Source organism: Acinetobacter sp. ANC 4636 (assembly GCF_054454555.1).
This window is the reverse complement of sequence record NZ_JBTKVD010000013.1, coordinates 23216-45560: the sequence shown is the minus strand read 5'-3', so window position 1 is coordinate 45560 and position 22345 is coordinate 23216. Positions and strand designations below refer to the sequence as shown.

Sequence of the window (22345 nt, the reverse complement as noted above, 5' to 3'; positions counted from 1 at the left end):
TAGATGATTAGACGAATAGATAGAGGAAAGATCTCATGGATCGGGATTTGTTGGGAATACAGGAAGTTGCTTCTCGTTTAGGATTTTCTTTTAAAACTGGACAAATATGGCTCGATGAAGAGCGGATGATGCTGATGCATTCATCTGCAATGGCTACATTACGTAAAGAGTTAATTGATTCTGTTGGATTTGATCGTGCACGAGGAATTTTCACGCGGTTCGGTTATGCATCGGGTGTACGAGACGCAGAAATTGTACGTAAAACCTATAAAAACTTATCTGACCTTGAGCTATTAGAAAAAGGTCCCTTATTTCACTCTCTAGAGGGAATTGTAAAGGTAACTTTTAATCAGGTGAAGATTGATATTCAAAAAGGTCAATATTTCCTGGACGGTACTTGGGAAAACTCGATTGAAAGTTATATCCATCATAATTTATATGGTGTAAATGAAGACCCTGTCTGCTGGACTGAGGTTGGTCATGCAACAGGCTATGTGAGTGCAATTATGGGAAAATTCATTTTGCATAAAGAAATTTCCTGCTCAAGAGCCAGTTGTAACTTTATTGGCAAGCCAATTGAAGAGTGGGATGATTTTGAGAATGACCTAAAATATTATCAAACCGATTCTATCTTTGAACAATTATTATCGTTGCAACATCAGGTAGATGATCTCAGAGCGTCTTTAACTGAACGTTTAGTTCCCGCCGATATGGTGGGTAAATCTGTGCGTTTTAAACAGACATGGCAGTTGGCAGAAAAGGCTGCACAAACATCAACAACTGTATTGCTACAGGGTGAAACGGGCGCGGGAAAAGATGTTTTTGCTCGCGCAATTCATCAGGCTAGCCTACGAGCAGATAAAGCATTTATTGCTGTAAATTGTGGTGCATTGCCGAATGACTTAATTGAGTCAGAGTTATTTGGCATAGAAAAAGGCGCTTATACGGGAGCGCAGAGTTCACGTGCTGGGCGTTTTGAGCGCGCTGATGGCGGCACATTGTTTTTAGATGAGATCGGTGAATTAAGCTTAAGCGCACAAACTCGGTTATTAAGAGCTTTACAATCTGGTGAGATTGATCGCTTAGGTGATACCACAACACGTAAAGTGAATGTACGGGTCATTGCGGCAACTAATGTTGATTTGGCTGAGGCTGTAGAGAAGGGGACTTTTCGTAAAGATTTATATTATCGTCTTAATATTTTTCCTGTATTTATTCCACCTTTACGTGAACGCAAAGAAGATATTTTAATTCTTGCACAGCGTTTTGTAGAAAAATTTACAGCTCGAGAAGGTAAAAGAATCAAAGGTTTTACAGATAAAGCAATTGATATGATGCTAAATTACAAGTGGCCAGGGAATGTCAGAGAATTAGAAAATGTGATTGAACGCGGCATGATTCTCACGGGTCAGGATGAACTTATAGATGCATCCACATTATTTTCATTTAGCCTCAATTTTGCTGATAAAGAACAAAATAGAGTATTAAATACGACTGGCAAAGTTGAAAATAAATCAAATAGCCAAGCCGTGGATTTATTTATAGACCATTTTTTTAATGAATCAATTACTTTGGAAGATGTGGAATCTATTCTGGTTGATGCTGCGATAAAACGTTCTGAAGGAAACTTATGTGCAGCTGCTCGTACTTTGGGCATAACCCGAGCGCAAATTGGTTATAAGAAAAAGAAACTGACGGATATACAGTAAAAAATTTTAAGAGCTATGCCAGATCAGGTTTATAAATGCCAGTCTAAAGTCGTAAAGTTTTTAACAGATGTTTTAAACTGCCATACTTAAATTTAAACTCACATATTTCAGAAACAGGTAAAAAGATTTTTTAGGAAGTCCATGTATTTTCTTAAAATTCTTTTTGCTTGGTTCCATAAATTTTCAATGCCATTGAATGGTTCGACTAGCTGAAAAATAGTTTGAATCGCAACACATTATCCTGAAAGTTCAATTACCTCAACATGAAATATTTTGAACACAGTGACCCATTATAATAATGCCCAAAATTCACGATTACAGTATTTAATGTTACTTTATAGGATCGTTAAAATCGCTCAAATATGGATGGTATGGAAAAGATGGAAATACCTCTACCAATCGTACTACATTTCAAAATACCGCATCTACGGCAACGACAGTAACAGCCATTCCAGTTGCTGCACCTTTTGCCTTGGCAGATTTGTTAGATTCTAATACTGTGCAATTTCTTTTGTCACTAGGAAAATAATGATGAACAATCAAATGGTATTCATTTTAGGAATCGCTTTATTTTTAAATGGCTGTGTCCCTATACGGGTCATTCCTAAATATAGTCCAGATACTTATAATGGTTATAAAGTAATTCAGGCTTATCAAAAAAGTGACACTATAGGGCATACCGATGTTGAGCAACGTAAGCGAGATATATTTTCTTGTGGAGTTATAAACTATAATGAAGGTAATTTGGATAGTAATGCACTATATCCCAATATGACAGATGCAGAAGTAACACCGCGTCGTATTCGTATTGATAATTGCATGAAAAATAAGGGTTATGTTATTAGTAATTACGAAAACTGTACAATCAATGGGAAACCAACAGGTTTTTGTAATTAAATTATAGGAAATAGATAAAAATCTTTAAATTAATGACGTTATTGCCTGTCTTGCTATTAGTAGTTGCATGTACTACAAATTCTAATTTATCACCTGTAACACCAATTTATAAAGCAGAGAATAGCGATTTAAATAACATGAATGATTGCAATACGATTGAAGCGAATATCCAAAAATCTCAAACTATGTTGGCTAATTATAAAAAAAGTAAAAGCTTAAATACATCAGCAAATGTACTCTTTGGAATTTCTTCGGTATGTTGATAAATCAACATCCGCACGCATAAGACTAAATGTAAAAGAAGCAGAAGGTAAGAACTTTAATGAAAAACATTATTAATTTTATACTTGTTTTACTATTAGGCACTTCCTTAACTGGTTGTGGAGTGTTATTTGCAACAGGAAACTGGTGGAATAATGATTATGCAACAGATGAGGAGTTATGGGTACATCCGAATTTATCTAAAGTTGATGCAGATAAAATAGCACTTAAGTGTTCTGATATGGCTATAAATTCTGTAATAGGAGTTAAAAAATTTAGTGAAATTACTTCGGATAAGCAAAAAAATATTATTAAAATACTGACAAGTGAAAATAGTCAAAATATTTCTAAATTACAAGAGCAATGTTATTTAGATCATGGATTTAAGTTTTATCCTCGTGGCATAAAAAGAAATCATCCGACTGTTTGTTTTGGTGAAAGTAAAAAAATGCCAGGATGTCAGTCAGTCTTCGATATACCAATACTTTAATTTTGATTAGGTGAAGAAGTATGAAAAACTTTAAATTTAAGTGTGTTGTTATTATTTTGATTATTAACTTTTTATCGGGTTGCTCTATTCTAAGTGATTATTACTACGAAGATTGTGCGATACACCCAGATAATTTTAAGTATTTAAAATCAGAAGAACAAAATGAATATTTAAAAAAGTGTAAAGGTGTACCAGACTTTAAAAAAGTAGAACCGATTTGATACTATATATAACTTCAGGTGGAGCAAGATGCTGTACCATTACTGGTACAATACCTGAAGTTTAGGTTAATTATATCTTTTTTAATAGGTATAATTTTATCATTAATATTAATGTCATTGGTTTTGTTGCTGCATCTAAGTTCTATGTTGTTGAATTTGAGGTACAGCCTGATGTAGGCATTAGAGAAGGAAATGCTGGCTCTATGTATGACTATAAGACCAGACAAGCTTTGCCTAGTCATGCCTAGCAAATGAATTTTGTAGATAAATCGCCCTATACTAATCCTGAATTATTTAAAATTATTTCAATGAAGGAGATAAAATAATGAAAAAAATAAAAAAAGTAATTGAGAAGAATATTCTTGAAAATGGGGAGAGTTATGAATTTATGAACTATCCTCAATAGAGTTAGCTAAACGTAAGCTAAAGATTTTAGATCAAACAGGTGCTGGTATTGAGATGCAAAATCAACGTGAAACACGTCAAAAGGTAAAAAGTAGTAGTACTGCAATTTTTATGGGGATTAAACAATGAAAAAAGGTCTCCAAATTATTTTAATCGTGATTGTTCTAATTATTATATATTACTTATTTTTACAGAAAAGATTTGATAGTGACGTACTCATGCATGAAAACTCAACAGTAATAAAGTTATCAAATTTGACGAATTTTAGCTAGGATTATGCATTAATATCTCTTTCAAATAAAGATTTTGAGAAAATTACATTTTATAAAAATGGTGTTAAGTTATATCGGGATGGATTTAAAGTGGATTATGAAGGTGAAGTTGAATCTCAATATTTATTTGAAAAGGATGGGGAAATTCTTAATGACTACAAATGCCAAAATTCTGCTTCAATAAAACTAAAAAGGATAGAGAGATTTAAAGATCAAAAGCGTATATTTTATATTTATGAACCTTTAGATTGTATTCCATTATCCAAATAAGACAAATCCGAATGAAAAACAGCAAATTCTAAAAAATAACTCACCGAGTTACCAAGCTGTATCGGATCGAGCCTAAGACTGAGGTATGGGTGGAGATAAGATTCAAGTTTTAATGCTTGCGATTACAGGAGCACTAGGTGGACAGACTGACTTGCAAGTCATCACTAATACTTTAGCACCCTATGCATCTCAGTTAATGGGTGAATCCTTTAGGCATGGTGAAGATAAAAATACCGCAGCCCAATTAGCTTCACATGCGACCCTTGGGGCTGTATTGGCGTATAGTAGAGGAGGAACAAAAATATATTATGATAAAGTTAATAATGTATCTGTTATAACTAATTCACAAGGTAAAGTAGTTACTGTTAAGTATAGTGAATAAAATGAATATTCTTGATTTTCAAAAAAACATAGATTTTGCTGCGAATAATATATTTTCTTTTTCTCAATTTGTGAAAAAAATTGAGTTCATTTTTGATGATATTGATATTAGTGTTGATGAAATTAAAATACTTAAGAATAAATGGTTTGAACTAGAAATAATTAATGCGTTAGCTTTAGATGAGTGGGAATCTGACGGGATGCCAAGGAAATGGGAGGCAAAGTGGAAGAGGAAGTATAAAGAAGAAGCGTTGCAACTAATAAATGAATTTGTCACTCTAGTAAAAGAGCAGATTCAAACATGAAGTGCGATAATAATGTATTACCCCCTAATTGAAACGGACACTCACAATTAAGACCTAGGGCTATCATACGTTTACTTTATCACATTACATGAAATGCTTGACTGAATCGGCTTGGTCAACGTAAGAAAAGATAGTTGCTAGATACATTATTCACTTATCTTGTACGTGCCTAAGAACTATATTTATTTACATAAGCACAATATTTCCCCAAGATCAGGAGTTTTAAATGGAACACATTATTGCGATCTTTGCTTGGCTAAATAATGTCCTGCTCAAAATGACTTGGCTTTCAGGAGGAGTGCGCTGGTTCCTTGACGAGGTATTTGGATTATCAGTCGAGACTCGGATCGGTGGCAGTATTCATTTTTTTATCTATGATGTTTTTAAGATTTTTATTCTACTGTCAGTGCTCATTTATTCACTATCTTATATTCAGAGTTATTTCCCACCTGAACGTACCCGACAGATTCTAGGTCGAATGACTGGAATGAAAGCCAATATCATGGGGGCATTACTTGGAACGATTACGCCGTTTTGTTCCTGTTCTTCAATTCCGCTGTTTATTGGCTTTACCCGTGCTGGGTTACCAGTTGGTGTAACTTTTTCATTTTTAATTTCCTCGCCATTGGTTGATTTAGCCTCAATTATTTTGTTGGCCAGTATTTTTAACTGGAAAATTGCAATGGTCTATGTATTGCTGGGTTTGGTGCTAGCAGTGCTGGGCGGTTCCTTGATTAGTTATTTAAAAATGGAAAAGTATGTAGCTGAATTTGTGACTCAGCAGCATGCTATACAGAGTGAAGAAGATTTCACCATGACTTCTAAAGAGCGACGAGCATTTGCTTGGGAGCAGGTGGCCGAAATTTTCAGTAAAGTCTGGCTTTATGTATTAATTGGGGTAGGAATTGGCGCAGCGATACATAACTGGATTCCAGAACAGTGGATTACAGCTCTTCTTGGTCAAGAGCACTGGTATTCAGTACTGATTGCGACTACCGTAGGCATACCGATGTATGCGGACATTTTTGGCACTTTACCTATCGCTGAAGCATTGGTCGCGAAAGGAGTAGGACTAGGTACGGTCTTGGCCTTTATGATGGCCGTTACAGCACTTTCCCTACCTTCCTTGATTCTGTTAAAGCAGGTTGTAAAACTTCCTTTACTTAACTTATTTGTCGCGATTATATTCGTCGGAATTTTAATTATTGGTTATAGTTTAAATACGGTGGGTTACTGGCTTATATAAAACATTGGAGAATACAACATGCAAATTAAAGTCGTTGGTACAGGTTGTCGTAAATGCAAGGCGCTTTTGGCCGCAACAGAAGAAGCCGTGAAGAGCAGTGGTGTACAAGCTGAAATTGAATACGTGACCGATATGATGAAAATCGCGGAAACAGGTCTGTTAAGTACACCTGGTCTCATTATTGATAATAAAATTGTGTCGAGCGGTAAAGTGTTGGAAGCTCAGGCGGTGGCTGAACTGATTGAAAAAAATAAGTAATTTAAGCCGCTCACTTTGATTGATAAAGAACCAGAAGTCTTAACTATTGGTTCTTTATCTTATAAATCGCAATCTATTGGTTATTACTTAACGATTAATACGGGTATTTGTGACAATTTTAATACCTCTTCTGCGACACTTCACAGCGCTAATTTTTGAATACCTTTACGCCCATGAGACACCATAATAATCAGGGCAATATCAAACTCTTCAGCCACATTGAGAATTGTTTTAGCTGAGACTTCTGCTTTAATGAGTTTGGTTTCAACTTCATTTACACCGAGATCTACACATAATTTCTCTGCTTTTGCTAAAGCATCTGTGGCATTGTGGCAGGCATCATCAAAAAATGCTTTCATCGTTGTTGCATCTGCACCGAAATAATAAAAATCGGTGTTGGAAAATGGGTTCTCTTCGACAATGCTGATAAGCATTAGCTTGCTATCTAGGGCAGTCGCCATAATAGCAGCCTGTTTGACTGCCGCTAGTGCCTGATCAGAACCGTCAATTGGAACTAAAATGTTTTTATTAATCATTCGATATTCCTTAAAGTTTTTAATCGTTAAAATTTTCTTTATTGATAACATAGCTGAGAAAAGCAGACAATTTTTTAAATCGATATTTTTCTAGCTGCATTATAATCCTCAATTATAAGTTTTTAACTTATACTCTTTACTATATATGTGGATATATGGATGTTTGAATATATAGAATGGAATCAATTGTGGACTACGTTCAGTTTTTTAAAGGTTTATCGGGTGAGATATGTCTCAGTATTATTCTGCTGATTGCAGAAAGTAATGAGCAATGTGTTTTGATGTCATAGACAAACTGCAAGTGAGTCAACTAAAAATTTCACATCATCTAGCTCTATTGAGTTCAATGGCTTGTTAAATGATTGTCAATCAAAGCCAATGAGGACATGATTACCCAAAACGACCGTGGTTTTATTTACTGTCACAGGTAATAACTTTGAGTTTCACTGGCTGTAGCGATTGCAACTTTTGGACAGGCTTATGATCACCATGATTGATCTTTTGGTGAAGTGCCAGTGCTGATTTCTTTGATCGGTGTATCTTTCTGGCTGAAAAAATATTTTGCTTAAATTATGGGAAAGGAAAGCGAATGACACTGCTAAATATTGATCTTGATTTGCTGGAAAAGCTAACCTTTGAGCAGGTGCAAGCCAAGCAACTTGATCATCCACCGCGTATTCTTTTACTTTACGGCTCGAATCGTGAACGTTCTTATAGTCGTCTGGCGGTACTCGAAGCGGGACATATTTTGGAATACTTTGGTGCGGAAGTGAAAATATTTCATCCGAAAGGCTTACCGTTACCTGAAGATGCGGATATGAACCATCCGAAAGTGAAGGAATTACATGAGCTACTGGCTTGGGCTGAGGGCATGGTTTGGTCATCCCCAGAGCGTCATGGTTCGATGAGTTCCATTTTAAAAGCACAGATTGACTGGATTCCACTCGCAGCTGGTGCGATTCGTGCTACTCAAGGAAAAACCTTGGCCTTGATGCAGGTCTGTGGTGGTTCACAATCCTTTAATGCGGTGAATCAGATGCGTATTCTCGGACGCTGGATGCGTATGATCACGATTCCGAACCAGTCATCCGTAGCCAAAGCCTTTTTAGAGTTTGACGAAGATGGTCGGATGAAACCATCTGCTTACTATGACCGTATTGTAGATGTCATGGAAGAGTTATATAAATTCACCTTGTTAACGCGTGGTCAAAGTGCCTACTTAACCAATCGTTATTCGGAACGTAAGGAATCGGCTGAAGAGTTATCTAAACGCGTCAATCAACGTAACATCTAATCTGTTAGAGAATATAAAAATCCCAACATGCCATTCAAAATGCATTATTTCAGTTAGGCTCTTTGGGGGCTGTTGATTATAGTGCAGCGGTAATCAGCATCTGCCAATTGAAAACCATCGTCGATTGCTGTTATGCAAATCGGCGATCAATTGACCACCACCAATTGAATGGGTACTAAACTGGTCTATAACTATAATAAATGAAATCAGTTTGAATACGCACCCGTTGATCATAAGCCAAACACCAGTATGTTTGAGTTATGAAACGCTATATTCAGCTACAAAAGGTGGAGCTGGCTACATGTTAGCTTTAGATGCCGAAAATAGAAGTAACACTCTCATTTTTTCTGCTCTCGAATATAGAAAGGTAATGCTGTACATGCCTAATATCAGTTCATCCTGATATTGGTTTTTTAGGCAGAACTACCAAGATAGATATATACTTTTGATAATAATGAAGTTGTGGGAAAGAAAAAATGTCAATAACAAGAGAAACAGACGTTATCATCATTGGCGGGGGGCAGGCAGCACTAGCTACAGCTTATTTTTTAAAGCGCAAAGGTGTGTCTTTTATCATTTTAGATGAGCAGGCACAGGCGGGTGGTGCATGGTTACATACATGGGATTCTTTGAGACTGTTTTCACCAAATAGCTGGAGTTCATTATCAGGCTGGATGATGCCAGAGACCGAGCAAACCTATCCGACTCGTAATGAAGTCATTGAATACCTAGGACAATATGAACAACGTTATCATTTTCCAGTGATTCGTCCTGTGCATGTTGATCGTGTCGAGGTTGAGGGAGACCTCTTAAGAGTCTATGCAGGTGAACGATCATGGCGAGCCAAGGCTGTAGTGAATACAACTGGTACATGGAGTCACCCTTATATTCCATCGTATCCAGGTCAGGAAAATTTTAAAGGACTACAATTACATTCTGCGTATTACCAAAATGCAGAAACCTTCAAAAATAAAAACGTGATGATTGTCGGTGGTGGAAATTCTGGTGCGCAAATTTTGGCAGAGGTGTCTAAAGTGGCAAATACACTTTGGATTACACCAACACCTCCTCAATTTTTAGCAGATGATGTGGATGGGCGTGTACTATTTTTACGTGCAACAGAACGTTTAAAGGCTCAACTAGAAGGTCGTACAGTAGATCAACCAATTGGAGGATTGGGCGATATTGTTATGATTGACTCAGTTAAAGAGGCACGCGCACGAGGAGTTTTGCATAGCAAGCCTCCATTTTCTATATTTACTGAAAATGGTGTAATTTGGGAAGATGGCTCTTCTCAACAGATTGATGCAGTGATTTGGTGTACTGGATTTAAAGCGGCCTTAGAGCATTTAAAATCTCTTGGGATCTTAGAGGAAAACAATACGATACTGGTTGAAGGAACAAGGTCAGTCAAACAACCTAATCTGTGGTTAGTCGGATATGGAGAATGGACTGGGCTAGGTTCAGCAACACTGGTTGGTGTTTCAAGAACAGCGAGAACAACTGCTGAAGAAATTTCTGAATTTCTTGACTGAATTTGACTTATGTTGCATCAACCTCTGATCGTAGGTCGCTTCAAGAATTATAAACATTCCTTAACTGCCTAACGATTAAACCGATTATATGTTTTATTTGCCAAGGACAAAACTCTTCAGGAATATCATGCCATGTTGTAACTGTACGTAATTTCCATAAGATCGCTTCCATAAGATCGCTTCCATGATATTCCTACTGTTCTTTGAACAATAACAACCATGAAACAGTATTGTGCATTGAATCTATTGCCAAATATCATCTTTGAATAGGATGCATGCTATTGAAAAATATACAAATTAAAAGAGTTTAAAGAACTCTTTTAAACCTTTAAAACTATGTTTTCAAATGAGGATACGCCCTAATAATTCCTGAAACTTTTAACCCACTTTAGGCTGTGGATGAGTAGAATTTACTCGTCAGCCAGTGCAGTGCGGATGGCTTTTGCATAACGCGCTAGGGATTGCAACCCCGCGATTCGTTCAATAATCACGCCATTCTTAAAAAGTAGAACCGTTGGCAAACCATATACATTGTAGCGTAGGGTCACAATGGGTGCCTGATCGACATTCACCTGACCAAATTTAACGTCGTCAAATTGTGCAGCCAACTGCTGCAGACGTAAATTTAGTAGTCCACAAGACTCGCACCAAGGCGCATAAAAACCAATCATGGCAACGCCTTCATAACGTTCAAAGTCAGAAAAATTATCTTCGTTATATTCTACGATGTTTGTCATGCATTACTCCTGATGACCAAATGGTGCCGAGATCTGATTTTGGATTATAACTGGTTCTGATGTGTTTTTTCCTGCCAGTGTTTATGTTTAAATCAAGGTTGAAAAAAATAGAGCAAACAAGGAATCGAGTGAATGGCACAGACACAAATGCAACAGGTTGTTATTACTGAACCGGGTGGCCCGGAAAAACTTGCAATACAAACCACAGATATTCCAGTACCTGCAGCCAATGAAGTCTTGGTTAAAGTCCATGCTTTTGGTCTGAACCGTCCGGATATTCTGCAACGTCAAGGTTTATACCCAATGCCGAAAGGCGTAACACCGGTGCCGGGTCTGGAAGTCGCAGGTGTTGTGGAAGCGGTAGGCAGTGAAGTAACCGAGTTTAAAGTAGGGGATAAGGTCTGTGGTTTGACCAATGGTGGTGGCTATGCCGAATATTGCGTGGTGCCAGCCAGTCAAACATTGAGCATTCCGACAGGCGTCAGCTTTACTCACGCCGCAGCGATTCCGGAAACCTTCTTTACAGTTTGGGCGAACCTGTTCCAGATGGGCAGAGCCCAAGTGGGTGAAACTGTGTTGATTCATGGGGGTAGTAGTGGTATTGGTACCACGGCTTTGATGCTATGTCAGGCTTTGGGTATCAAGACTTTTGCCACAGTAGGTTCACAAGACAAAGTTCAGGCGATTGCCCATTTGACGGATGCGATTAACTATAAAACTCAGGATTTTGAAAGTTATATCAATGAAAAAACCGACAATCACGGTGTTGATGTGATTCTTGATATTGTGGGGGCACCGTATTGGGAGCGTAATCTGAATTTACTGCGTAAGGATGGCCGCTTGGTGTATATCGCATTCTTGGGTGGTGCCAAGGTCAAAGATGCCAAACTGGGACCTATCATGATGAAGCGCCTGACCATTACTGGTTCGACTATGCGTGCGCGGAATACTGCAGAAAAAGCTGAAATTGCACAAGGTTTGCAACAGCATGTATGGCCGTTATTGGCTCAAGGGCAATGTTTGCCAATGATCTACAAAACTTTCAAGTTTGCAGAAATTCAACAGGCACACATGGCAATGGATACTGGCGAACATGTCGGTAAGATTGTGGTGCAAGTGATTTAAACCAGTTCAGTGAGCTAGTACAATCGAGATGTTCTACAATGGCCAACATTCTCCATATAGCCCTGAAATCAAAGAAAGAGAGTTTCGCTTACTTCTTGAATCTGAAAAAGGCGATGCAGGTGTTGGTAAAAGTTGGCTATTTAGAGATGAACAATTCAATAGTATTAATTGTGAAGTGATTAAATCTGCAGTCAAAAAACGTGAAATCCGTTTGATTGTTACAACAGACGCAGCCTGCGAATGGCTGCATCTGAATAAATTTAATCCAACTTTGTTTGCTAATAGATACCTTTCATATCTACCTAACCATGCACATCTAACAAACCCCACTCAACGTCCAGAAAATACCTGGCTTGGTTCCAGCTTCAATACAGGGCGCACGCTCAACGCAGCGGCAACCATGCAAACTAGTACAACAGTCATCGCACCCAGCAAAGGCGTGAACCACATCATTCGAAACGGATACCCAGCCATGATTGCCAACTGCCCGATAATGGCACAGAGTCCAAGCCCGAGACCAGTTCCAAGCAGCCCGCATAGACCAGCCTGAGCGAACACCATCGTCAAAAGAAGCCTCGGTGTGGCACCCATCGCACTGAGTACAGCATAATTACGCAGGTTTTCATTGGTGAACATGTAGAGCATTACTCCTGTTACGCCAAAGCCAACTGACATAGCCAAAGTAAGCATTGCTGCGATATCGCCCACATCTTCAGAGTTAACCAGAAACCAATTAACCGTATCGGATTTAAAATCTGCAGACGTACGCGCACGCAAACCCGTTGCCGACTCAATGCGAATCGCCAAGTCTTCGGGGCTCACCTTCGGTGCAGCGGTTACAAGCACGAATGTGAGCCGACGTCGTTCCGGTGGTAAAATTCGAGTCGCGTTCGAAAAAGTCGTATATAGCAATGGACGAGGTGGGAATCGGGGAAGCCCTTGTGATTGACCGAGAATCCGCACGCTGTGATCATTGACAAGTAATTCATCACCTATTGCCAGTTCGCGGGTTGGCGCATCAAAATCCAATTTTCCACGTGGCGATTGAACTGAACTTTGAAATGAGGTTTCCAGCTTACCGCTAGTTCCTCCTGCATCAATCACCACGGCATCAGGTACTCGCAGCAAGCTAGGCATTACATCATTTTGGATAGATGGCATGCCGATCAAGGTTGCATCATCAACACCAATAACCTGAAAGGGTTGGTAACGCCCGTCTGGAAAACGGACATCTGCCGTGGCAAACATAAGTGGTACCGCTGACTGTACTCCTGCGACACTGCGGACTCTTGCCAATGCTTGTAGCGACATATTGGTCGTTTGCTCAACTGAAGTGACGGCAGGATCCATCACCCAGACATCGACTGTACTATTTTCAGCAATCGGTGCATAACCGCGCGTCATAATTCCTGCGAAGTACGATGCAGCAAATGTCACCAAGAATGATGTAAAGGTAATCCCAAAGATTAAACCCACGTATTTGGCACGATCACCGAGCAGCATTTTTAAGGCGATACGTAACATTTTGGTACTCCTTCATGCATGCAGGCTGACAGGATCATTACGATATCTTCATGGAAGATGGCGTTGACGTGGATTGAGGATGTGTGCCATTCGAAGATTTACTCGCTTTGGTCTCAATGAACACATCGACTTGCTGCCCAACGTAGATCGGCAAAGTGGTGTGATCAAAACTATAAATAACCTGCAAGGCACGGGTATCGACCCGCTCGGTGCTATCACCCGTTAGCGAGGTTTTAGGCAATACATACGGATCAACTCGTTCAAATTTCAGTGCAGTGTGTAGCGTTGGATTGCCACGTACAAATGCCACAGCACGTGCACCTGGTTGAATCCGCCAAGCATCATTCTCATCAATGTCAGCACGTACGAATAGTCGATTATCATTCCCGAGCAACATTGAAGAGTCACTCGGAGCACCACCTTGCATGAATGCGCCGATGCGTATCTTGTTTTGCAATACTCGGCCACGGACTAACGCACGTACGGTATATCGTTCAATATCCATCTGAATTTGTTTGACCTGCGCTTGAGCTGATGCCAGCTCAGCTTTGGCAAGCATGACTGCAAAGCGCCGATTATTTAGCTCCTCAACACTGATTGCGCGTTTATCCGATAAGCTGTTCGCAAGTCCAAATTGGCTCTTGGCTTGTGCCAAACGCGCAGCAATTTCTGAGATTTTCGCCACTGCGGGGATAAGTTGTGCTTGCTGTTCGCGATCGTCAATCTTAAACAATTTATCACCAACTTCCACTGGGCTACCTTCATGTACATAGAGCTCAACCACAACACCTGATACAGGCGTGCCGACAACAATATTTCCAGTGCTTGCTTCGATAATACCAGCCCCAGCAACAAAGCTTTCAAACGGTGATTTTGGCGGCTGCACTACTGGTTGAGATGTTGATGATTGCCTATTACCGATCAGTACTATCGCGACGGCAAGAAGTAGACCAATCAGTGCGAGTATCGGGAGCAAATATTTACGCATCATTTCGCTTGCACCTCTTCAGTTTCAATAGTTACTTTGGCAATCTTCCCATCATCCATGTAGGCAATGCGGTCTGCGAACTCATAAATGCGAGTGTCATGTGTTACGACGACCAGTGCGCGGTCTGGAGCTTGCGCTACATTTCGCAGGATCTCCATCATGGCATGCCCAGTAGCATGGTCCAGATTACTCGTCGGTTCGTCACAAATAATGATTTTAGGCTCATGCACAAGCGCACGCGCGATTGCCACACGCTGCTGTTGCCCACCACTGAGTTGGCTAGGAAGTGCATCTTCGCGTTCCGAAAGTCCAACCTGCTCAAGAACGACCCCAGCACGTTGAAGGGCAAACTTGCGATCTTCGCCACTGATTAATAGCGGTACAGCAACATTTTCAGCGATGGTCAATGAAGGGAGCAAGTTGAAATTCTGAAAAACAAAACCGATCGAAGTTCCACGAAAACGTGCTCGCTCGGCTGTATTCATGTTTTCCAAGTCTTTGCCGAGTATCGTGCAGTTGCCTGCATCGCGTTTCAATATACCGCCAATAATTGAAATCAAAGTTGTTTTTCCACAGCCTGAAGGGCCAGCCAGAATGAGCAATTCGCCTCGGTAAACATCAAGATTGATACCACGCAATGCGGTCACTTTCGCATCACCGATACCATAATCCTTCGTAACACCAGAACACTTGATGGCAACATCCTGACTCGATTTCATTATTTTTTTGTCCCTATATCTTATTATGGAAAGCTAGGTTTGAGCCGAACAATTAAACGCTCTGCTACATCAATAACAGAATATCCGTGTTCAGTATCAATTTTACAGCTTCATCTTTAAATTTTGGGGTATATCGTTGCCCATTCATAGTGTTCTCTCCCATGCAAAAAGACTAGACGAAATTTGTCTAGGAGAGTGGTGGCAGCCCACTTTTATTACAATTTACTTAATTTATGAAAGCTTTTACTTTAATTTTTTTGTGCAACGGATTCTGTCACATCGCGAGCGATAGCAACACTTCCTTGCACATGACCATCATTATCTTTAACTAAAGAAAAACTCATTTCTACATAGAGTTTTTTATCTACATCTTTATGAACTGCTCGGGTTAAAGTCGGTTTGCCTGATAATTTAAGATTTCCATTTTGGATGGCCATATTAAACCCTTGCCAATGAGCGTTACGTGAACGCTCAGGAATTATCGCATCAAGGCTTTGCCCAAGTATTTCTGCTTTAGAAAATCCAAATAATCGGCTAGCAGCAGCATTCCAACGCTGAATATTGCCATGATTATCTGCATAAATGACTGCATCATTAGTTTGTTCTATAATCAATTCAGCAAGTTCATTATTATTCATCATATAATTCCTTTTAATATACAAGCTCTACGGTTTAATGGATGCGACGCAGTAGATCTATTTAGTATAGTGTTACCACCGCTAAAAATAGAGTTACCATATAGCATCAGTTCTGTATAACTATTAAATGTGTTTAGAATACATCTTTTATAATTTTTTCACTAATTTATGCTCTATTCTCTTAGAGGTTAGTATTATTTTAAATAGAAGACGGCGCAAAATGGCATCAGTTAGTTCATTTAAGTGGGCTAACTGTATTTCTATAGAAAATTTACTTTAAAGTTTCTCTAAAATTAAAATCATACAGGTTATACGACGTCAAAGTACGAGCTTAAAGCTCGCATTTGTTAAAGAGCGAAAGAATCAAGAAGAAAATATACGCATCAAGAATGGGAACCAGATCTGATGTCTTTGAATATACTGCAATGTTCTACAATTCAAAACGTAGGCATGGTTCCAATACTTAATGACTTAATGTTCTCCAGTAGATTATGAAAAGATCCATCAAAAGATGATTATATGTGTCTATAATTTTGGTGGCTATTCAGGTGACAATCTATTTCTGAGTAAAGTCATACCATTAAGGATATAAGATTCCAGCCTCGATATTTAAGAGCTAAACAAGGAAAAGTTATGAATAAAAAAACAATAGTAACAGCAGTTTATGGTCTCACTCTACCTTTACTATTTACTGCTTGTGCTCATACCCATACATTCGTTTCACAAGACAGAGCCAAAGCAGTAACGAGTAATAATGAATATTTGCACCTTGCCAGTACTCATCCTGCACATATTGCTCCAAATAAAGATGAAATGCGTGTAACTTTATTGGGAACAGGCAGTCCTGTCCCTAGTGAACAACGTTTTGGTATGTCCACATTGGTACAAGCTGGAGGATATAATCTTGTTTTTGATGCAGGGCGAGGGGCAGTCATTCGTTTAACTCAAGCAGGTATACCGTTAGGAAAGATAGATGGTGTTTTTTTAACCCATTATCATTCCGACCATGTCAATGGCCTTAGTGATATGTGGATGACAGGCTACATACCTGCTTTTGGAGGTCGTCAAGGTGATTTTAATGTATATGGACCAACTGGCGTCCGTGCTTTAGTAGAAGGGTTGAAGATAGCCCATGCGGATGACATTCGAGTCAGGGTAGCAGATGGCGAGCTAAAAAAAGAGACGACTAATATTGTTGCTCATGAATTTCCTGAAGAAGGTGGTGTTGTTTTTAATCAAAATGGCGTAGTCGTTACAGCCTTTAAAGTTGAACATGACCATCATGGTGCTATTCGACCTGCGCTAGGTTATAGAGTGGATTATGCTGGACGTTCAGTCGTGATAAGTGGTGATACGATTCCCACTGCGAATATACTTAAATACGGCAAAGGCGTAGATTTATTGATCCATGAAGTCGCAGAGTTTCAAGATACTCATGCCGTGCCACAAGTGTATGCTCACCATACCAATCCTCGAGAGGCAGGTGAAATTTTTAATCAAACTAAACCTAAACTGGCAGTATATAGTCACATCGTAAATGGAGTTTCATCTAAAATTATTGGTATTCCTGATGATGTGTTAATCCAACGGACTAGGGTAAATTATCAAGGTCCATTGGTCGTGGGCCGAGACTTAATGAGTTTTTTATTAACGCCCATTAAAATAGAAACTTACACACCTTGATTTTGCTAAGTCATCTTTATTTCGATCTAGATCATCACTAGAGCTTGTCCTCAGACTGATAATTTCGAGCAGGCTTATCAAATCGGGTTGTTATCGCACGGAATTGTTTTAATCTCGCAAAGGCATTTTTAATTAAATGCCTTAAGCGATATAAGTCCTTATCAAATTCTTTATTTACTCTCTGACAATTTGATTTATCGGAATGATTGGCACAATATTTTGCTTTTTTGCCAATATTCACATTTTTTCTGAATCATAACCTTTATCTGCAATCAGATAATCCGCCTGATCTATCTCAGAGATCAAATGTTCTGCAACTGGACTGTCGTTGGTTTCACTCCAAGCGATTTTAAAATAAAGGAGACCAAATCAGTGTGATCTCCCTTATTTATTTTTGATTTATGCGTTTGCTTTTGAAGTACGTGTGGAAATGACAATAAAGATAAAAATAAATAAAATAAGAACGAATGATGCTCCAAAACGACTTAGATCTAAACCACCATGAGAAATAGGTTTATCCAGAAAATCACCTAAAACTGCGCCTAATGGGCGAGTAAGAATGAAGGCACTCCAAAATAGAAAAGTGTGTGAGATCTTTGTCCAAAAGTAGCTCAGTGTTAGCAGCAATAACACGCTGCCAAAAATAATCGCAGAATATAAATAGCCTAAGCCTTGAGTGTCTGCAACCCAGTCTCCCAAAGCTGTTCCTAGCGTTTGTGAAAACATAATAGTCACCCAGTAAAACATCTCGGTTTTCGTGGATTGAATATTTTGCACGGAAAGAGAGCGATCACTGTAATACCAGATTGCAAGTGAACACAATAACAGTGAAAGCAACATCAGGCTTCCGCCTAAGTACCCAATACCTAGTGACCGATCGACAAAATCTGCAATGGTTGTGCCTAATGTTGTTGTGGTAATAATCGTGAGCCAGTAAAGATATGGATGATATTGTTTAGCTTTAATCTGTAAACTCACAAAAAAAGCGAAGAGCAAGAAAAAAATAGCACTACTGAGGATATACCCCAAATCTAGTGACATTGAGAGGGCATCTCCCGCCGTTTCACCAAGTGTTGTAGCAGCAATTTTAATGATCCAGAAAATTAAAGTGACCTGAGGTACTTTATTCAGCATGTGTAAATTCCCACTTCTTATGAATGGGCAATAGTGTAAAGATCGGATATGAGCTGCAGCTTAATGTAATTTGGTTAATAAATTTTTGATAATACTAATTTTTTTATAATTCTTAATTTTGCTTAAGTTTCATATGTTGATTGTATAAGCATAAAAAAACGAGATTTAAAATTTTAAATCTCGTTTTTAGCTGAAGCGAGCGAATTAAGCATCTAACTGTGCAAGCACATCATCAGAAAATTCAACGTTAGTATAAACGTTTTGAACATCATCTAGATCTTCAAGCATATCAATCATTTTCATGATTTGTTTAGCTTGGTCGATGTCTGTAATTTCAGCTTTAGTCGATGGGCTCATGACTACTTCAGCATTGTCAGATTTTAGACCAGCTGCAGTTAAAGCATCTTGTACGTCACCAAAGCTTTCAGGTGAGGTAATAACCAAGATTTCGTCTTCATCAATTTCGATATCATCTGCGCCTGCTTCTAAAGCCACTTCCATGATTTTATCTTCTAAAGACACATCTTCAAATGTAATTTCACCACGTTTAGTAAACAGGTAAGATACAGAACCATTAGTCCCCAAGTTACCATTGGTTTTACTAAAACAATGGCGAACATCTGGAACAGTACGGTTTAAGTTATCAGTCATGGTTTCAACCAGTACTGCAACACCACCTACGCCGTAACCTTCATACGTTACTTCGTTTAAATCGTCGTTATCTTCACCACCAGCACCACGTTGAATGGCACGGTTAATTGCTTCACGAGTCATATTTACCGATAAAGCTTTTTCAACCACAGCACGTAAACGAGGGTTGCTTGCTGCATCGCCACCGCCTAACTTTGCTGCGGTTACAATTTCACGGATATATTTGGTAAAAACTTTAGCACGGCTGGCATCTTGTTTTGCTTTACGATGCTTTGTGTTTGCCCACTTGGAATGACCCGCCATGTAAATATGCTCCTCAAAAGATTGGTCTATACCAGATCAAAAAACTGCGTGATTTTAGCATAATCACTTTTATTTCACCAAGAAGATTTCGGTAAATCCCTATAAAGCTTATGTGTTTTTGGGTTCTGGAATAATAATATCCAGCCCTGCAAGTTCTTTGTACATGCCTTTCAGCGTTTGCATGTCCTGATCAAAATCATGTGGGTAAATTTTTCCAATAATGCCCCCTTGTTTTGTTGTAGGGTTGGCATACATCATAACAATTGGAACATTTGCCGCTTTGGCAATATGCCAAAAACCTGTGCGGATTGGTTTGCGGGGTTCACCATTTTTGGCACGTGTGGCTTCAGGTGCAATCACCAGATTAAATTTATTATTGCTTTGAAAAAGTTCCACCATTTGTGAAACAGTATCTTGTTTGGCTTTGCGATCAACGGGAATTGCACCTACAGCTTTGAGTAATGGTGCAATAGGACCTTTAAATAGTTCCTTTTTCATTAAGGTATGGGTTTGTAAACCCAAAATTTGAAAGAGTGATATAGATAAGACACCATCAAGCATGGATGTATGTTCAAAACCAATAATTACTTGTTTGTCCTCAAGAATGTCGTCTTGAAGATGATATGTCCAACCTGAAAGTTTAAAGGCGAGCTTTCCAAGTTGTTTTTTCATGAGATAACCTTACAGCTTGTATTTTAATGACAAATGGCGGTAAACGCCAAAAAAGATGCTGGATTGTATGACTCAAATCGGGTTTCGACAAGTTAAATTGTGGTTGTGCTTAGGCATCGTGAGGGCTAAACATATCGTCGTCAAATAAATGATTAGATTCGACAATTTTTTTAGCGATGTAATAAGATTCGCGTCTACGGATTAAAATAATTTGCGAGTTGAGTTCAATTTCTCCAAACTCTGAACGAACCTGTACATAATGCAATTGACCATATTCATCGCGTACACGGGCTTGAGCTGTACTTTCAGGGCGAGCATTGCCGTTGCAAATCGTTGCAAGTCGGCCAATCAGGTTTTTTTGTTTGCTTTCAAATTTTGGTCGAATCACCTGGTCTAAACAGTGAATCATAAACACAGTAAAGAATAGAGCAATGACCAGTGCGGGTAAAAGCAGATAGACAACAGGGGCAAAATGGTTTTGGTATGCAAAAAAGAACAATTGCAAAAAATAACCAGCAAAGCTGAAGTTAATCAGAAAAAAAACCACAATCAGGATTTTTGAAAATTTGATGTCTAACAGTGGCGTTTTGGTGATATGTGGAAACAGATGTTTTAACGAGGCGAAAGGACGCCCACCTAAATAAAACCCGACTGTTTCAACCAGACTCAAAAGCACCAATGCCATCACACTGGCGTGAAATGGCATCAATTCATAACTGGTCAGAAAGGCATGTAAACTGATCATGAGCAACTCAAGACGAGTAAATACCACCATCTGAATGTATCCGAAGCTCTACTTTTTGTAGGGATTCGCCCAGACATGGTCCAGAAATACATTCACCTGTTTCTACATTAAATAACGCGCCATGAGTAGAGCACTGGATAAATTCCTGATCTTGATCCAGAAATTGATTTTCTAGAAATTCAAGTTCAACTTGCAAATGTGGACACAGGTTTTTATATGCGTAAAACATTCCATCGCGTTGAGTCACAAAAATAGTTTCGCCTTTATCATTGTCAAAGGCACGTGCTTCGCGTTCAGGAATATCTTCAGTCATACAAATTTTGTGAGTCATTATGCAAGATCCAGTTCGATACTTTGTTGTAGTCTAGCATATTTTTCAATTGCGAGACGTGGGCCAAACTGAGCTACAACTTCGCTTGAAATTAAAATTGCAAGCTCAGCTGCTTGCTCTAGGTTTAAACCTTGGTGAATGGCATATAAGAATGCACCTGCAAAAGCATCGCCAGCGCCGTTGGTATCAACAGCTTTAACTTTGCGACCTTCTACATGAATTTTCTCGTTTTGGCTCGCAACCAATGCGCCTTTTGCACCTAGAGTAATCACAACATTTTGATTGTTTTGTAATAAAACCTGTAAAGCTGCATCAAGTTCAGTGGTTTCGGTAAACATGAGTGCTTCTTGTTCATTACAGAACAATAGATCAACACCGTCAGCCAATAACTCGGTTAAACCTGTACGAGCATATTGCACCATGGCTGGATCAGACAAAGACAATGCAATTTTGACATCATTGGCTTTGGCAATTTCACGTGCTTTGGCAACCGCTTGGCGGGCAGTATCGCTGGTAGATAAATAACCTTCAATATACAGCCATTGTGCTTGTTCTAAGGGTTGAAAGTCGATTTGATCGACAGACAGCTCTGCGGTAATCCCCAAATAGGTATGCATGGTGCGTTCAGTATCTGGAGTAATCAGAACCATACAGGTTCCAGTTACACCTTCACTAATAGATTGTTGCGCTGTGAAAATACCTGCTTCATTTAAACCATCAAGGTAGATCTGACCGAGTTCATCATGACCCACGCGGCAACCATAAAAGGCACGACCACCTAAAGCGCTGAATGCTACAGTTGTATTAGCAGCAGAACCGCCACTTGCTTGCCCTTTATGTGTTTGAGAGGCTTGCAAATTTGTATAAAGATGTGCCTGAGCCTCACCATCAGCCAGTTGCATGGTACCTTTTTGCAAATTGTGTGTTGCTAAAAAGTCATCGGAAACCTGAAATTCTTGGTCAATCAGGGCATTACCAAGTGCAAAAAGGGCAATTTTTGACATGTGTGGGCTCA

At 39.1% G+C, this 22345-nt stretch carries 24 protein-coding genes and 4 pseudogenes; 13 read left to right on the top strand and 15 right to left on the bottom strand.

What is annotated here, in order from left to right:
- Positions 1-35: 35 nt before the first annotated feature.
- The gene (locus ACX1N5_RS13145; protein ID WP_458802621.1) at positions 36-1709 is read left to right on the top strand and encodes a sigma 54-interacting transcriptional regulator; all 1674 of its coding nucleotides are present in this window, start codon (positions 36-38) and stop codon (positions 1707-1709) included.
- Between the two features lie 43 nt (positions 1710-1752).
- Here ACX1N5_RS13145 and ACX1N5_RS13140 read toward each other — a convergent pair.
- Positions 1753-1903: pseudogene (locus ACX1N5_RS13140) on the bottom strand (IS1595 family transposase); the annotation flags it as partial.
- Between the two features lie 334 nt (positions 1904-2237).
- Between ACX1N5_RS13140 and ACX1N5_RS13135 the strand changes: the two are divergent.
- The 7 genes from ACX1N5_RS13135 (at position 2238) to ACX1N5_RS13105 (ending at position 6715) form a co-directional block, all read left to right on the top strand.
- Entirely contained in the window at positions 2238-2606 is a 369-nt protein-coding gene (locus ACX1N5_RS13135; protein ID WP_458803639.1) for a hypothetical protein, read from the top strand.
- A gap of 322 nt (positions 2607-2928) precedes the next feature.
- The gene (locus ACX1N5_RS13130; RefSeq protein ID WP_458802618.1) at positions 2929-3357 is read left to right on the top strand and encodes a lipoprotein; all 429 of its coding nucleotides are present in this window, start codon (positions 2929-2931) and stop codon (positions 3355-3357) included.
- Between the two features lie 20 nt (positions 3358-3377).
- Entirely contained in the window at positions 3378-3578 is a 201-nt protein-coding gene (locus ACX1N5_RS13125) for a hypothetical protein (protein ID WP_458802616.1), read from the top strand.
- A 1032-nt stretch (positions 3579-4610) separates the two neighbouring features.
- Entirely contained in the window at positions 4611-4907 is a 297-nt protein-coding gene (locus ACX1N5_RS13120) for a hypothetical protein (protein WP_458802614.1), read from the top strand.
- Position 4908: 1 nt separating this feature from the next.
- Positions 4909-5211 carry a hypothetical protein gene (locus ACX1N5_RS13115; protein ID WP_458802613.1) on the top strand — a complete coding sequence of 101 codons (303 nt, stop codon included), beginning with the start codon at positions 4909-4911 and terminating at the stop codon, positions 5209-5211.
- 226 nt (positions 5212-5437) lie between these two features.
- On the top strand, positions 5438-6457 hold the full coding sequence (locus ACX1N5_RS13110; RefSeq protein WP_458802611.1) for a permease: 1020 nt from the start codon (positions 5438-5440) through the stop codon (positions 6455-6457).
- 18 nt (positions 6458-6475) lie between these two features.
- The gene (locus ACX1N5_RS13105; RefSeq protein WP_131381642.1) at positions 6476-6715 is read left to right on the top strand and encodes a thioredoxin family protein; all 240 of its coding nucleotides are present in this window, start codon (positions 6476-6478) and stop codon (positions 6713-6715) included.
- Between the two features lie 140 nt (positions 6716-6855).
- On the opposite strand, the gene ACX1N5_RS13100 is transcribed toward ACX1N5_RS13105, so the two are convergent.
- Positions 6856-7251, bottom strand: coding sequence for a universal stress protein (locus ACX1N5_RS13100; RefSeq protein ID WP_458802609.1), 396 nt, complete (start codon positions 7249-7251; stop codon positions 6856-6858).
- Positions 7252-7840: 589 nt separating this feature from the next.
- On the opposite strand from ACX1N5_RS13100, the gene arsH reads away from it, so the two are divergent.
- Together arsH and ACX1N5_RS13090 are read left to right on the top strand one after the other, a co-directional pair.
- Positions 7841-8545: an arsenical resistance protein ArsH gene (gene arsH / locus ACX1N5_RS13095; RefSeq protein WP_458802608.1), complete on the top strand. Its 705-nt coding sequence runs from the start codon at positions 7841-7843 to the stop codon at positions 8543-8545.
- Positions 8546-9021: 476 nt separating this feature from the next.
- The gene (locus tag ACX1N5_RS13090; RefSeq protein WP_131381639.1) at positions 9022-10080 is read left to right on the top strand and encodes an ArsO family NAD(P)H-dependent flavin-containing monooxygenase; all 1059 of its coding nucleotides are present in this window, start codon (positions 9022-9024) and stop codon (positions 10078-10080) included.
- A gap of 410 nt (positions 10081-10490) precedes the next feature.
- Here the strand turns inward: ACX1N5_RS13090 and ACX1N5_RS13085 are convergent, their stop codons facing one another.
- Complete coding sequence (locus ACX1N5_RS13085) at positions 10491-10817, bottom strand: thioredoxin family protein (RefSeq protein ID WP_131381637.1); 327 nt, start codon at positions 10815-10817, stop codon at positions 10491-10493.
- Between the two features lie 132 nt (positions 10818-10949).
- Between ACX1N5_RS13085 and ACX1N5_RS13080 the strand changes: the two genes are divergently transcribed.
- Complete coding sequence (locus ACX1N5_RS13080; protein WP_458802605.1) at positions 10950-11942, top strand: NAD(P)H-quinone oxidoreductase; 993 nt, start codon at positions 10950-10952, stop codon at positions 11940-11942.
- Between the two features lie 330 nt (positions 11943-12272).
- On the opposite strand, the gene ACX1N5_RS13075 is transcribed toward ACX1N5_RS13080, so the two are convergent.
- From ACX1N5_RS13075 to ACX1N5_RS13055, 5 genes and pseudogenes are all read right to left on the bottom strand, one after another.
- Positions 12273-13466 (bottom strand): FtsX-like permease family protein, encoded by a 1194-nt coding sequence (locus ACX1N5_RS13075; RefSeq protein ID WP_458802603.1) that lies wholly within the window; start codon positions 13464-13466, stop codon positions 12273-12275.
- A gap of 37 nt (positions 13467-13503) precedes the next feature.
- Positions 13504-14457 (bottom strand): efflux RND transporter periplasmic adaptor subunit, encoded by a 954-nt coding sequence (locus ACX1N5_RS13070; RefSeq protein ID WP_458802601.1) that lies wholly within the window; start codon positions 14455-14457, stop codon positions 13504-13506.
- A complete protein-coding gene (locus ACX1N5_RS13065; RefSeq protein WP_458802599.1) occupies positions 14454-15173 on the bottom strand; it encodes an ABC transporter ATP-binding protein in 720 nt (239 codons plus the stop codon). The genes ACX1N5_RS13070 and ACX1N5_RS13065 overlap by 4 nt, the downstream gene beginning before the upstream one ends.
- A gap of 53 nt (positions 15174-15226) precedes the next feature.
- A pseudogene (locus ACX1N5_RS13060) lies at positions 15227-15321 on the bottom strand (transposase); the annotation flags it as partial.
- 100 nt (positions 15322-15421) lie between these two features.
- Positions 15422-15811: a PAS domain-containing protein gene (locus tag ACX1N5_RS13055; protein WP_458802597.1), complete on the bottom strand. Its 390-nt coding sequence runs from the start codon at positions 15809-15811 to the stop codon at positions 15422-15424.
- Positions 15812-16155: 344 nt separating this feature from the next.
- Between ACX1N5_RS13055 and ACX1N5_RS13050 the strand changes: the two are divergent.
- Positions 16156-16286: pseudogene (locus tag ACX1N5_RS13050) on the top strand (IS3 family transposase); the annotation flags it as partial.
- Between the two features lie 158 nt (positions 16287-16444).
- Positions 16445-17494 (top strand): MBL fold metallo-hydrolase, encoded by a 1050-nt coding sequence (locus tag ACX1N5_RS13045; protein WP_458802595.1) that lies wholly within the window; start codon positions 16445-16447, stop codon positions 17492-17494.
- 37 nt (positions 17495-17531) lie between these two features.
- Here the strand turns inward: ACX1N5_RS13045 and ACX1N5_RS13040 are convergent.
- The 7 genes and pseudogenes from ACX1N5_RS13040 to ACX1N5_RS13010 form a co-directional block, all read right to left on the bottom strand.
- Positions 17532-17657, bottom strand: a pseudogene (locus ACX1N5_RS13040) (IS5/IS1182 family transposase); the annotation flags it as partial.
- Between the two features lie 236 nt (positions 17658-17893).
- Complete coding sequence (locus tag ACX1N5_RS13035) at positions 17894-18628, bottom strand: COG4705 family protein (protein ID WP_458802593.1); 735 nt, start codon at positions 18626-18628, stop codon at positions 17894-17896.
- Positions 18629-18832: 204 nt separating this feature from the next.
- Positions 18833-19582: a YebC/PmpR family DNA-binding transcriptional regulator gene (locus ACX1N5_RS13030; RefSeq protein ID WP_004752261.1), complete on the bottom strand. Its 750-nt coding sequence runs from the start codon at positions 19580-19582 to the stop codon at positions 18833-18835.
- Between the two features lie 108 nt (positions 19583-19690).
- Entirely contained in the window at positions 19691-20254 is a 564-nt protein-coding gene (locus tag ACX1N5_RS13025; RefSeq protein ID WP_458802591.1) for a 1-acyl-sn-glycerol-3-phosphate acyltransferase, read from the bottom strand.
- Between the two features lie 109 nt (positions 20255-20363).
- The gene (locus tag ACX1N5_RS13020) at positions 20364-20999 is read right to left on the bottom strand and encodes an OB-fold-containig protein (protein WP_034426237.1); all 636 of its coding nucleotides are present in this window, start codon (positions 20997-20999) and stop codon (positions 20364-20366) included.
- A 7-nt stretch (positions 21000-21006) separates the two neighbouring features.
- Positions 21007-21312 carry a Rieske (2Fe-2S) protein gene (locus ACX1N5_RS13015; protein ID WP_165494849.1) on the bottom strand — a complete coding sequence of 102 codons (306 nt, stop codon included), beginning with the start codon at positions 21310-21312 and terminating at the stop codon, positions 21007-21009.
- 17 nt (positions 21313-21329) lie between these two features.
- Positions 21330-22334: an adenosine kinase gene (locus ACX1N5_RS13010; RefSeq protein ID WP_458802589.1), complete on the bottom strand. Its 1005-nt coding sequence runs from the start codon at positions 22332-22334 to the stop codon at positions 21330-21332.
- Between the last annotated feature and the right edge of the window lie 11 nt (positions 22335-22345).

What these genes read in the sequence shown, in the direction of transcription:
- ACX1N5_RS13145 (WP_458802621.1), top strand. Translation starts at nt 36, where the DNA reads ATGGATCGGGATTTGTTGGGAATACAGGAAGTTGCTTCTCGTTTAGGA.
- ACX1N5_RS13135 (WP_458803639.1), top strand. Translation starts at nt 2,238, where the DNA reads ATGATGAACAATCAAATGGTATTCATTTTAGGAATCGCTTTATTTTTA.
- ACX1N5_RS13130 (WP_458802618.1), top strand. Translation starts at nt 2,929, where the DNA reads ATGAAAAACATTATTAATTTTATACTTGTTTTACTATTAGGCACTTCC.
- ACX1N5_RS13125 (WP_458802616.1), top strand. Translation starts at nt 3,378, where the DNA reads ATGAAAAACTTTAAATTTAAGTGTGTTGTTATTATTTTGATTATTAAC.
- ACX1N5_RS13120 (WP_458802614.1), top strand. Translation starts at nt 4,611, where the DNA reads ATGGGTGGAGATAAGATTCAAGTTTTAATGCTTGCGATTACAGGAGCA.
- ACX1N5_RS13115 (WP_458802613.1), top strand. Translation starts at nt 4,909, where the DNA reads ATGAATATTCTTGATTTTCAAAAAAACATAGATTTTGCTGCGAATAAT.
- ACX1N5_RS13110 (WP_458802611.1), top strand. Translation starts at nt 5,438, where the DNA reads ATGGAACACATTATTGCGATCTTTGCTTGGCTAAATAATGTCCTGCTC.
- ACX1N5_RS13105 (WP_131381642.1), top strand. Translation starts at nt 6,476, where the DNA reads ATGCAAATTAAAGTCGTTGGTACAGGTTGTCGTAAATGCAAGGCGCTT.
- ACX1N5_RS13100 (WP_458802609.1), bottom strand. Translation starts at nt 7,251, where the DNA reads ATGATTAATAAAAACATTTTAGTTCCAATTGACGGTTCTGATCAGGCA.
- arsH (WP_458802608.1), top strand. Translation starts at nt 7,841, where the DNA reads ATGACACTGCTAAATATTGATCTTGATTTGCTGGAAAAGCTAACCTTT.
- ACX1N5_RS13090 (WP_131381639.1), top strand. Translation starts at nt 9,022, where the DNA reads ATGTCAATAACAAGAGAAACAGACGTTATCATCATTGGCGGGGGGCAG.
- ACX1N5_RS13085 (WP_131381637.1), bottom strand. Translation starts at nt 10,817, where the DNA reads ATGACAAACATCGTAGAATATAACGAAGATAATTTTTCTGACTTTGAA.
- ACX1N5_RS13080 (WP_458802605.1), top strand. Translation starts at nt 10,950, where the DNA reads ATGGCACAGACACAAATGCAACAGGTTGTTATTACTGAACCGGGTGGC.
- ACX1N5_RS13075 (WP_458802603.1), bottom strand. Translation starts at nt 13,466, where the DNA reads ATGTTACGTATCGCCTTAAAAATGCTGCTCGGTGATCGTGCCAAATAC.
- ACX1N5_RS13070 (WP_458802601.1), bottom strand. Translation starts at nt 14,457, where the DNA reads ATGATGCGTAAATATTTGCTCCCGATACTCGCACTGATTGGTCTACTT.
- ACX1N5_RS13065 (WP_458802599.1), bottom strand. Translation starts at nt 15,173, where the DNA reads ATGAAATCGAGTCAGGATGTTGCCATCAAGTGTTCTGGTGTTACGAAG.
- ACX1N5_RS13055 (WP_458802597.1), bottom strand. Translation starts at nt 15,811, where the DNA reads ATGAATAATAATGAACTTGCTGAATTGATTATAGAACAAACTAATGAT.
- ACX1N5_RS13045 (WP_458802595.1), top strand. Translation starts at nt 16,445, where the DNA reads ATGAATAAAAAAACAATAGTAACAGCAGTTTATGGTCTCACTCTACCT.
- ACX1N5_RS13035 (WP_458802593.1), bottom strand. Translation starts at nt 18,628, where the DNA reads ATGCTGAATAAAGTACCTCAGGTCACTTTAATTTTCTGGATCATTAAA.
- ACX1N5_RS13030 (WP_004752261.1), bottom strand. Translation starts at nt 19,582, where the DNA reads ATGGCGGGTCATTCCAAGTGGGCAAACACAAAGCATCGTAAAGCAAAA.
- ACX1N5_RS13025 (WP_458802591.1), bottom strand. Translation starts at nt 20,254, where the DNA reads ATGAAAAAACAACTTGGAAAGCTCGCCTTTAAACTTTCAGGTTGGACA.
- ACX1N5_RS13020 (WP_034426237.1), bottom strand. Translation starts at nt 20,999, where the DNA reads ATGATCAGTTTACATGCCTTTCTGACCAGTTATGAATTGATGCCATTT.
- ACX1N5_RS13015 (WP_165494849.1), bottom strand. Translation starts at nt 21,312, where the DNA reads ATGACTGAAGATATTCCTGAACGCGAAGCACGTGCCTTTGACAATGAT.
- ACX1N5_RS13010 (WP_458802589.1), bottom strand. Translation starts at nt 22,334, where the DNA reads ATGTCAAAAATTGCCCTTTTTGCACTTGGTAATGCCCTGATTGACCAA.